Origin of the sequence: Butyricicoccus faecihominis, from assembly GCF_024462775.1 — a bacterium.
Classification (GTDB): Bacteria; Bacillota; Clostridia; order Oscillospirales; family Butyricicoccaceae; genus Agathobaculum; species Agathobaculum faecihominis_A.
In genome coordinates this window covers 91,908-102,425 of sequence record NZ_JANGCE010000008.1, presented here as the reverse complement: position 1 = coordinate 102,425, position 10,518 = coordinate 91,908, and the positions used below count along the sequence as shown (strand labels likewise).

Annotated in this window: 6 protein-coding genes; all 6 read right to left on the bottom strand. The window is 56.9% G+C overall.

What is annotated here, in order from left to right:
- Positions 1-108 precede the first annotated feature (108 nt).
- The 6 genes from NE562_RS06560 to NE562_RS06535 all read right to left on the bottom strand — a co-directional run bounded on the left by NE562_RS06560 (position 109) and on the right by NE562_RS06535 (position 10,376).
- Entirely contained in the window at positions 109-2,553 is a 2,445-nt protein-coding gene (locus tag NE562_RS06560) for a glycogen/starch/alpha-glucan phosphorylase (protein WP_280961610.1), read from the bottom strand.
- Positions 2,554-2,633: 80 nt separating this feature from the next.
- Positions 2,634-4,067 carry a glycogen synthase GlgA gene (gene glgA / locus NE562_RS06555; RefSeq protein WP_280961609.1) on the bottom strand — a complete coding sequence of 478 codons (1,434 nt, stop codon included), beginning with the start codon at positions 4,065-4,067 and terminating at the stop codon, positions 2,634-2,636.
- A 179-nt stretch (positions 4,068-4,246) separates the two neighbouring features.
- Positions 4,247-5,374 (bottom strand): glucose-1-phosphate adenylyltransferase subunit GlgD, encoded by a 1,128-nt coding sequence (gene glgD, locus NE562_RS06550; protein ID WP_280961608.1) that lies wholly within the window; start codon positions 5,372-5,374, stop codon positions 4,247-4,249.
- A gap of 14 nt (positions 5,375-5,388) precedes the next feature.
- Positions 5,389-6,600 carry a glucose-1-phosphate adenylyltransferase gene (locus NE562_RS06545; RefSeq protein ID WP_280961607.1) on the bottom strand — a complete coding sequence of 404 codons (1,212 nt, stop codon included), beginning with the start codon at positions 6,598-6,600 and terminating at the stop codon, positions 5,389-5,391.
- Positions 6,601-6,690: 90 nt separating this feature from the next.
- A complete protein-coding gene (glgB, locus tag NE562_RS06540) occupies positions 6,691-8,901 on the bottom strand; it encodes a 1,4-alpha-glucan branching protein GlgB (RefSeq protein WP_280961606.1) in 2,211 nt (736 codons plus the stop codon).
- A 239-nt stretch (positions 8,902-9,140) separates the two neighbouring features.
- The gene (locus NE562_RS06535) at positions 9,141-10,376 is read right to left on the bottom strand and encodes a competence/damage-inducible protein A (protein ID WP_280961605.1); all 1,236 of its coding nucleotides are present in this window, start codon (positions 10,374-10,376) and stop codon (positions 9,141-9,143) included.
- Positions 10,377-10,518: the final 142 nt, after the last annotated feature.

The following is a 10,518-nucleotide window of genomic DNA, read 5'->3' as shown; positions in this document are numbered from 1 at the left end:
GGGCCCCCCCCCCGCCCCGCCCGCGGCTACCGCCGCGCATCCAAAATCGTGCGCGAAGCGAATCCCCTACGCAAAAAAGTACCGGCCAATTTGGCCGGTACTTCTCTTTTAAAATGCGAAGTTGGTCTTGACGCGCCAGATGTTCTGCGCGTATTCCGCAACCGAACGGTCCGCCGCAAAACGGCCGGAGTTCGCGATATTCATGAGCGACATATAGTTCCAGTTTTCCGGGCGGAGGTACATCTGCGAAACGCGATCCTGCGCGGCGGCATACGCCCCGAAATCCTTGAAGCTCATATAGCGATCCGCCTGACCGCCCGCGCCGTGCAGCAGCAGGTTAGCAAGGTCGGTGTAATCCACGCCGTCGCCAAAGCCGGAGATCATATGATCCATCACGCGCTTGAGCGTGGGATCGTTCTGATAAATCAGCATCGGGTTGTAGGAACCGGATGCCGCGAGCGCCTCCGCTTCCGGCGTTTCCATGCCGAAGATGAAGATATTTTCTTCGCCCACGGCTTCGCAGATTTCGACGTTCGCGCCGTCCATCGTGCCGATGGTGAGCGCGCCGTTCATCATGAACTTCATGTTGCCCGTGCCGGAAGCTTCCTTGCCCGCGATCGAAATCTGTTCGGAGACCTCGGCCGCCGGCATAAGCACTTCGGCCAGCGAGACCTTATAATCCTCAAGGAAAACGACCTTGAGCTTGTCGCCGATCACGGGATCGTTATTGATCATATTCGCAATGGAATTGATCAGACGAACGGTCTTTTTCGCGACCGCGTAGCCGGGCGCCGCCTTGGAACCGAAGATAAACGTGCGCGGCACGAAGCTTTGGCGCGGATCATCCTTCAAGCGGTGGTACAGCGCGATGATGTGAAGCAGGTTGAGCATCTGCCGCTTGTACTCGTGCAGGCGCTTGGCCTGTACGTCGAAGATCGAGTTCATATTGACCTCGATGCCGTTGTGCTCCTTGATATAGGCGGCAAGGCGTTCCTTGTTGCGGCGCTTGATCTCGCCCAGCTGATTCAGCAGATCCTTATCATCGCCGAAGTTCGCCAGCACCTGCAATTCGGACGGATGGGTGATAAAGCCTTGACCGATCTTATCGGTGATCAGCTCGGTCAGTTCCGGGTTGGCCTCGCACAGCCAGCGGCGGTGCGCGATACCATTGGTGACATTGCGGAACTTGGCCGGGTAAATGGTGTAAAAATCGTTAAAGACGCGCTCCTTGAGAATCTCGGAGTGCAGCGCGGAAACGCCGTTGACCGAGAACGAACCCGCGATGGCAAGATTCGCCATGCGCACGATGCCGTCCGACACGATGGCAAGCTTAGAGATTTTCTGGAAATCGTTCGGGAAGAAGTCCCAAAGCTCCTTGCAGAAACGCTCGTTGATCTCATAGACGATCTGCATGATGCGGGGCATCAGCTCGGTCATGAGCGAGATCGGCCAGCACTCCAGCGCCTCGGGCATAACGGTGTGGTTGGTGTAAGCGACGGACTGCGAAACGATGTTCCACGCTTGCTCCCACGTCATATCGTTTTCATCCATCAGGATGCGCATCAGCTCCGGGATGACAAGGGTCGGGTGGGTATCGTTGATGTGCAGCACATGCTTGTGCGCAAAGTTCGCGAGCGTCTTATACTTGGCCTTGTGCTTGGCGCAGATATCCTGAATGGTAGCGGAAACCAGAAAATACTGCTGCTTCAGGCGCAGCGACTGGCCTTCGCGGTGGTTATCCTCGGGATAGAGCACCATGGAAATGGTTTCGGCCATGGCGTGTTTTTCCAGCGCCTTAAGGTATTCGCCGGAGGAGAAAAGCTTCATATCGAGCGCGATCGGGCTTTTTGCTTCCCAAAGGCGCAGGCGGGCGATGTTATCCGTATCATAGCCCGAGATCGGCATATCGTACGGTACGGCGAGCACGGGCGTGTAATCATGGTACTCTACCACAAGCTTGCCCGATTCGTCGAAATACGAATTGACCGTACCGCCGATGCGGACTTCGCGCGTGTCGTCCATCGCGGGGATGTGCCACACGTCGCCCGAAGCGAGCCAAGAATCCGGCAACTCGATCTGTTCGCCGTTTTCGATCTTCTGCTTAAAAATACCGTGTTCATAACGGATCGAATAGCCGGTGCCGCGCACGCCGGTGGTCGCCATGCCATCCATATAGCAGGCGGCCAGACGGCCCAAACCGCCGTTTCCAAGGCCGGGATCGGCCTCTTCCTCAAAAACATCGGCCATATCATAGCCCATGTCCGCGAGCGCTTCGGTCAGCGTGGGCAGCATGCCTAGGTTATAGGCATTGTTGCGCAGGCTGCGGCCGACCAAAAATTCCATGCACAAATAGTGCACCTGACGCTCACCGTCGCGTTCTACCTTGCGCTGCGTTTCGATCATGTGCTCGGTCAGCGCATCGCGGACAACAAGCGCGCAGGCCTCGTACACCTGCTCTTTGGACGCATCCTCCACCTCGCGGCCGAAATGACGGCGCAGCTTGGCGGCGATCGCCTCCTTGAGTGCGTTCTTCGTGTAAAGTTTCTTTGGCATGGTTTCTATTTCTCCTCACTATTTCATCTCTCGCCCCTTTGCGGGCGATGCAAGCGCGCAAAAGGCGCCTGCCGGGTCCCTTATCCCATGGTGGACTGATAGACCTCTATGTATTTATCCGCTGAGCTGCCCCAGCTGAAATCCGATTTCATGCCCTGAAGCTGTAGTTTGTTCCACGCGGCCTTGTTGTAGCGGAACACACCGCAGGCTTCGCGGATGACATGCAGCATATCATGCGCATTGTAGCTGTTGAAGGTAAAGCCGTTGCCCGTGCCGGAATAGTCGACAAAGGCCTGTACCGTGTCCTTCAGGCCACCGGTCTCGCGCACGATCGGAATGGTGCCGTAGCGCAGCGCGATCATCTGGGCAAGGCCGCAGGGCTCGAATTTAGACGGCATCAGGAACATATCCGCGCCCGCGTAAATACGGTTGGCCAGATCGCCGGAGAACATGATGGAAGCCGATATTTTTGCAGGATAGCGGCGCTTGGCTTCAATAAACATCTGCTCATAGCGCCAGTCGCCCGTGCCCAGAACGATCAGGCGCAGGTCGTCCGACAGCAGATCGTGCAGCACGGCTTCGACGAGGTCGAGCCCCTTCTGATCGACAAAACGCGTGACAATGCCGATGACCGGGGTGTTCTCATTACCTTCCAGCCCGCAAAGCTTTAAAAGCTCCAGTTTGTTTACCTGCTTATCCTGCGGATTGCGCGGGCCGTAGTTTTTAAACAGCTTGGGGTCGGTCATGGGGTTGAAAGCGTCCATATCAATGCCGTTTAAAATACCGTGCAGCTTATAGCTGTTCATGCGCAGCACGGAATCGAGCCGGTAGCCGTAGTACTCGGTCTGGATTTCCTGCGCATAGGTGGGCGATACGGTGGTAACCGCGCTCGACGAGACGATCGCAGCCTTCATCAGGTTAACGTCGCCATCCATCGACATAAAGCCGGAACGGAAATGCGCGTCGTCGATACCCAGCACGTATTCCAATATCTCGCGGCCATAGCGGCCCTGATACTGGATATTATGAATGGTAAACACCGTTTTAATGCCCGAGTAGAACGGCCGGGACGAAAACATCAGGTTGTAATACACCGGCACAAGCGCGGTCTGCCAATCGTTGGCGTTAATCACATCCGGCTTCCAATCGAGATCGGGCAGAATCTCAAGCACGGCCTTGGAATAGTAGGCGTAGCGCTCGGCATCGTCATATTCGCCATAGATCTGGCCGCGCGAGAAGTAATACTCATTATCGATAAAGTAAAACGTCACGCCGTCCTGCTTGTATTCAAACACGCCGCAATACTGATTGCGCCAGCCGAGGCGGACATAGGCGTTTTTGATAAAATAAAACTTTTCGCGCATGCCGCCGTCAATCGCGGAATACAACGGGCAGAACACGCGCACGTCATGTCCCTTAGCGGCCAGCGCCTTGGGCAGCGAGCCCGCAACGTCGCCCAGACCGCCGGTCTTGACGAACGGCGCACATTCGCTCGTTACATACATGATTTTCATAGAGCCGAACCTCCCTCAAGGCCGCGCGGAAGCGTAGGTATCCTCCGCTTCCGCGCCCCATGCTTCTATTCATCTATTATACTAAATCCTATCCCCAAACAATATGGGGATTTTGAACGAACATCACACACATTTTGCCATGTTTTTGGCATTATTGTGATGCTTTCAAGGGACAGTTGTTATACCGTGGAGCTCTTGGCGATGGTGATCGGATAGTTTTCGTGGCCCATCATGGTGCGTCCGTCGCGGACGGTCACGCCGCGGTCGGTGATGACGTGGCGCAAGGACGCGCCGTTCAAAATACGGCCGCCCTCCATGATGATACAGTCGCGCACATCTGCGCCTTCCTCGATCAAAACATCGCGGAAAAGCACGCAGTTTTTGATCTGGCCTTCGATGTGGCAGCCATCCGCGATCAGGCAATCCTCAACCACGGCCTTGTCGCCGTAATAAGCGGGCGCCTCGTCCTTGATGCGGGTGAGGATGGGCCGGGTGCGGAGGAACACCTCGTCGCGTACATCCTTGTCGAGCATGTCCATGTTGGACTGGAAATAATCGTTCGTATCCTCGATCTTCACCGCAAATTCAGAGAAAATGTACCCGGCGACCGTGCCGTCAATCAGGGCGCGGGTGAGGAGCTCGCGCTCGAAATGGATGCAGTTATGCGTGACGCAGTCCGACAGCAGGTGGATGAGGTACTGACGGCTCATCACATAGATGCCCAGCGCGACATGCTTGCACTTGCCCTCGTTCGAGTCGCCCACGCGGATATCGACCGCTTCCTTGCGGCGGTTGAGCTCCACATAGGTGGTATACGGCGAATCCTTGGTCTTCTTGGTGCAGACCATGGTCAGGTCGGCGCCCGATTTCACGTGGCGGTCGATCACATCGTCCAGCGGAACGTTGGCGACGATATCGCCGTCCGCGATGACGACATAGTCCGAACGGTTCTTTTGTAGAAAATCGACCGCGCCGGCCAGCGCGTCAATCTTGCCGCGGTATTCGCCCGTCACAAGGGGCGAAGCCTTTTTAGAATAGGAATACGGCGGCAGCAGCGTAACGCCGGAATTCTTACGGGACAGGTCCCAATCCTTGGCGTTGCCGATATGGTCGATCAGGGATTGGTACTTATCCTTCATCAGAATGCCCACACGGTAGATACCGGAGTTTACCATGTTCGATAGCATAAAGTCGATTACGCGGTATCTGCCGCCCCACGGCACGGCCGCGACCGTGCGGTGATCGGTGATCTCGCGCAGATCGTTGTCATTGTCAAACGCAATGATGACGCCCAATACGTTGTTCATAGTTTACCGCCCCCTTAAATCTTGTCCGGCAGATCGCTATCCGCCATTTCCTTGGCGCCCAGCTTCGCGCCGCGTCCGATGCGCACGCCCTCGGCCACGACTGCCACGCCCCACTTGTCCACGTCGCCCTCGGTCGGGCTGCCGCCGACGATCGCGTCCCGCGCGATCACCGCGTTTTCCGCCACGATCGCGTAGCGGACGGTGGCGCCTTCCTCCACGATCGCGCCCGGCATCAGGATCGAGTATTCGACCTTTGCACCCTTGGCGATCCGCACGTCGGAGAAGAGGACGGACTCGGATACCTCGCCCGAGATCTCGCAGCCCTCGGATACCAGCGTGTGCTTGACCACCGCGTCCTTCGCGGTAAAGTGCGGAGGCGCGCCGTTGTTGCGGCCATAGATCTTCCACGAATCATCCGACAGGTTCAGGCCGGAATTGGGCGAGAGCAGATCCATATTGGCTTCCCACAGGCTCTCGATCGTGCCGACGTCCTTCCAGTAGCCCTCGAAGCGGTAGGATACCAGCTTTTCGCCGTCGCCCAGCATGGCGGGGATGATATCCTTGCCGAAGTCGTTCGAGGATTTCTTATTGGCTTCGTCGTCAATCAGGTACTTGCGCAGCTTTTTCCATGAGAAGATGTAAATACCCATCGAAGCGAGCGTGGATTTCGGGTTCTTGGGCTTTTCCTCAAACTCGTAGATCGTGCCGTCCGGGTTGCAGTTCATGATGCCGAAACGGCTGGCCTCCGCCAGCGGCACGTCGAGAACGGCGATGGTCGCGTCCGCTCCGGTCTTTTTGTGCTGCTGGAGCATTTTGTTGTAGTTCATCTTGTAGATATGGTCACCCGAAAGGATGAGCACATATTCCGGGCAGTACTCGTCGATAAACTGTATGTTCTGGTAAATGGCGTTCGCGGTGCCCTTGTACCATTCAGAAGCCTTGCCCTTCTGGTACGGCGGCAGGATGTACACGCCGCCGCGCAGGCGGTCGAGGTCCCACGTCTGGCCCGCGCCCACATAGGCGTTTAAGGCGTGCGGCTCGTACTGGGTGAGCACGCCCACCGTGTCGATGCCGGAGTTGACGCAGTTGGACAGCGGGAAATCGATGATGCGGTACTTACCGCCGAAGGGGACCGCGGGCTTAGCGACGTTTTTCGTCAGCACATACAGACGGCTGCCCTGACCGCCCGCGAGGAGCATGGCCACGCATTCTTTTTTCCGATACATTGATTACTCTCCTTTTTTTGTGCAAATCAGTTCATTTTGCGCGCCCCTCCGCCCGAAGGCGGAAAAAGCGGCGCTCACTGCCATTGCGCGTTATTTCTCCGGCGATTGCTCCGCCGGGTCTTTCGGTGTTTTGGGGGCCGTCTTGGTCACGGCCTTGGTAGGCGTTTTGGCAACTGCCTTGGTAGCGGTCTTAGCGACCGCTTTGGAGGGTGTTTTGGCCACGGCCTTTGTGGGTGTTTTGGCCACCGCCTTGGTGCCGGTCTTGGCCACGGCCTTGGTGCCCGTTTTGGCCACCGCCTTGGTCGCGGTCTTGGATACCGCCTTGCCCGGCGCCTTTGCCGAAGCCTTGGAGGGCGTCTTTGCCGCCGCTTTCTTGGCTTGCTCGATCTCGTCCTTGGTTCGACGGCGCACACGCGGCTTGCCCGCAAAGAACAATACGCCGAAGCGCGGGATGCGGATATTGATCGACTGTTCCTGTCCATGCATGGGCCTCTTTTCCGAACGGACCTTGCCGTTCAGCATATCGCCGCCGCCGAACTCCTTTTGATCGGAGGAGAACAGCTCTTCATACGTACCGGCAAACGGTACGCCAACGCGGTACTCCGGCTGCTCGACCGGCGAGAAGTTGACGACAACGATGATATCCGATCCATCCTTCGCGACCCTGCGGAACGCGATGACGTTGTTGCGGTTATCCTCGTGCGCGATCCATTCAAAACCGCGCCAATCGGTATCCTGTTCCCAAAGCTGCGGGGTCTTGAGATAGAAATGGTTAAGCGCCTTCACATAGGTTTGCAGCTGCTTGTGCGCCGGATAATCCAGCAGCATCCAATCCAGCCCGCGCTGATAGGCCCATTCGGAGAACTGGCCGAACTCGCCGCCCATGAAGAGCATCTTTTTGCCGGGGTGTCCGGCCATATAGCCGTACAGCGCGCGCAGTCCGCCGAATTTGTTTTCGTACGGCTCGGGCATTTTGTCAATCAGGGACTTTTTGCCGTGCACAACCTCGTCGTGCGAAAGCGGCAGGATATAGTTTTCGGAAAAGGCATACATGAACGAGAAGGTGATCTTATCATGCATGTCCTTGCGGAAGAACGGGTCGGCCGAGCAGTAGCACAGCATATCGTTCATCCAGCCCATGTTCCACTTAAAGTTGAAGCCCAAGCCGCCGTCGTACCCCGGCTTGGTGACCATGGGCCACGCGGTGGATTCCTCGGCGATCATCATGACGTCCGGATGGTCGGTCAGGATAAACTCGTTCAGGATGCGGAGAAAATCGATGGCTTCCAGATTTTCGCGGCCGCCGTGGATGTTGGGCCTCCACTCGCCCTGCCGGTTGTAATCGAGGTAGAGCATCGACGCGACCGCGTCCACCCGCAGGCCGTCCATGTGGAACTGTTCGATCCAGAACATGGCCGAGGAGAACAGCAGGTTGCGCGTCGACACCTTGCCGTAGTCGAAAACGCGGGTGCCCCATTCCTTATGCTCCATCTTGAGCGGGTCCGCGTATTCGTACAGATACGAGCCGTCGAACTCCACCAGACCGCAGCCATCCTTCGGGAAGTGCGCGGGCACCCAGTCCATGATGATGCCAAGCCCCGCCTGATGCGCCTTATCAACCAGATACATCAGATCGTGCGGCGTGCCGTAGCGCGAGGTGGCGGCGAAATAGCCGATTACCTGATAGCCCCACGAGCCGTCGAACGGGTACTCGGTCAGCGGCATAAACTCGATATGAGTGTAGCCCATCTCCTTCACGTAAGGGATCAGCTCGTCCGCCAGTCTGCGGTAGGAGTAAAAGTTGCCGTCCTCGTGCTGCTTCCACGAGCCGAGATGGCACTCATAGATGTTGACGGGGTTGGAATACGGAAGATGCGACTTGCGCCAATCCATCCACGTGGCGTCGCCCCACTCGTAGCCTTCCAGATCGAAGGTCTTGGAGGCGTTGCCCGGGCGGGTCTCCGCGTGGAAGCCGTACGGGTCGGATTTATCAAAGATATCGCCGGATGTTGTCCACACACTATATTTATATGCGTGGTACTGCTGAACATGCGGGATAAATAGCTCCCATATGCCCTGCTCGTCCCGCTCCATAAGATCGACCGTACGGTCCCAGTTGTTGAATTCACCCATGACGGAAACCTTTTCGGCCTCGGGCGCGTAAACTCGGAATAAGTATCCGGGCTCGCCATCCCGTTTATCCGGATGCGCGCCCATATAATCATACGCACGGCAGTCACGTCCTGAGAAAAACAGTTCATCTCTCTTCTTGTTTGCCGGCGCTGCGGATTTCCTCTTCATAACTATCCTCTCCCTTTTGACTGCCAAAAGCCCACGAATCTGTAAGTATTTTGCACCTTTTTGTACATTTCGCACGTTTTTGGACAGCTGTCTTCCACTTTAGTTAGATATAGTATACAGCATAGCAAGAAAAAAGTCCAGTAATTTTACACAATTACCGGACTTTTTTTGCTCGAATTTTGGTTGCTTTCCACAGGGAATGTTGGGAAATGTGTGAAAACCGCACAACTTACCCCATTTTACGCAGTAAACAGGTTCCTACGTATCATATCCAACGCGGTGGAAGCCGCCTGATTGCGCACGCGGTCGCGCCCATTTGCGCCCTGCAGTTTCCGGGTAAAAAACCGGCCGCTTGCATAAACCGATACGTATACCAGACCGGCCGGCTTTTCCTCTGTGCCGCCGTCCGGCCCGGCGATGCCGGTGATGCCCACGCCGACGTCCGCCCCAAGGGCTTCGGCCACGCCGCGCGCCATCTGCTCGGCCACCTCGGGCGATACCGCGCCCTTCGCTTCCAGCGTTTCCGCCGAAACGTTCAGCACGCGCATCTTCACATCGTTCGAGTACGAGCACACGCCGCCCTTGTAATAGTCCGAGCAGCCGGGCACATCGGTAATGCGCTTGGACAGCAGACCGCCGGTGCAGCTTTCGGCCACCGCGAGCGTCATGCCGCGCGCGCGCAGGCCGTCGCCCACGCACTGTTCCAGCGAATCCACATCCACGCCGTACACATCGTCGCCGAGAATCTCGCAAACCTCGCGCACGACCGGCTCTAAAAGCGCCTCCGCTTGCTCCACGGTCTCCGCCTTGGCGGTCACGCGGGCAAAGCATTCGCTCGTTTTGGCATAGGGCGCGATGGTCGGGTTCTGCATGGACGCCATCATATCGTGCAGAATGGTCTCCATATTGCTTTCGCCAAGGCCGAACACGCGGATGTTGCGCGAAACGATGCAGCCGCCCGCGAGCGGATACAGGTACGGCATGGCGCATTCCTTCCACATGGGGTTGCATTCGCGCGGGGGACCGGGCAGCATCAGCACATGCTTGCCATCCGCCTCAAACGCGCAGCCGGGCGCGGTGCCCCACAAATTGGTGAACACCGTGCAGCCCGCGGGCAGCCACGCCTGCTTTTCGTTATTCTTAGTCATCGGCTTGCCAATCTTGTTGAAAAAGCCGACGATGCGGTCGAGCGAGGGCTGGTGCAATTCCATTTCCTTGCCAAATACCCGCGCAAGCGTTTCCTTGGTCAAATCATCCAGCGTCGGCCCAAGGCCGCCCGTAGTGATGATGATATCGGCGCGCGAGCGCGCTTCCTCAATGACGCGCTGCAAGCGCTCCGGGTTATCGCCGACGACGGTCTGATAAAATACGTTGATTCCCAGCTCGGACAGCCCCTGCGAGATGAGCTGCGCGTCGGTGTTGACGATGTCGCCGAGCAGGATCTCGGTGCCGACGGCGATCAGTTCTGCGTTCATTTTAAAAACCTCCGTTTTTTAATTAGGAATTAGTAGTTAGTAATTAGTAAGTTTTATTCATGTTCGTAAGCCGGGGGGATAGTTAGGAGTTAGGAAGTAGGAGTTAGGAGTTGTCGGCAGCGCGCAAAGCGCGCAATATAAT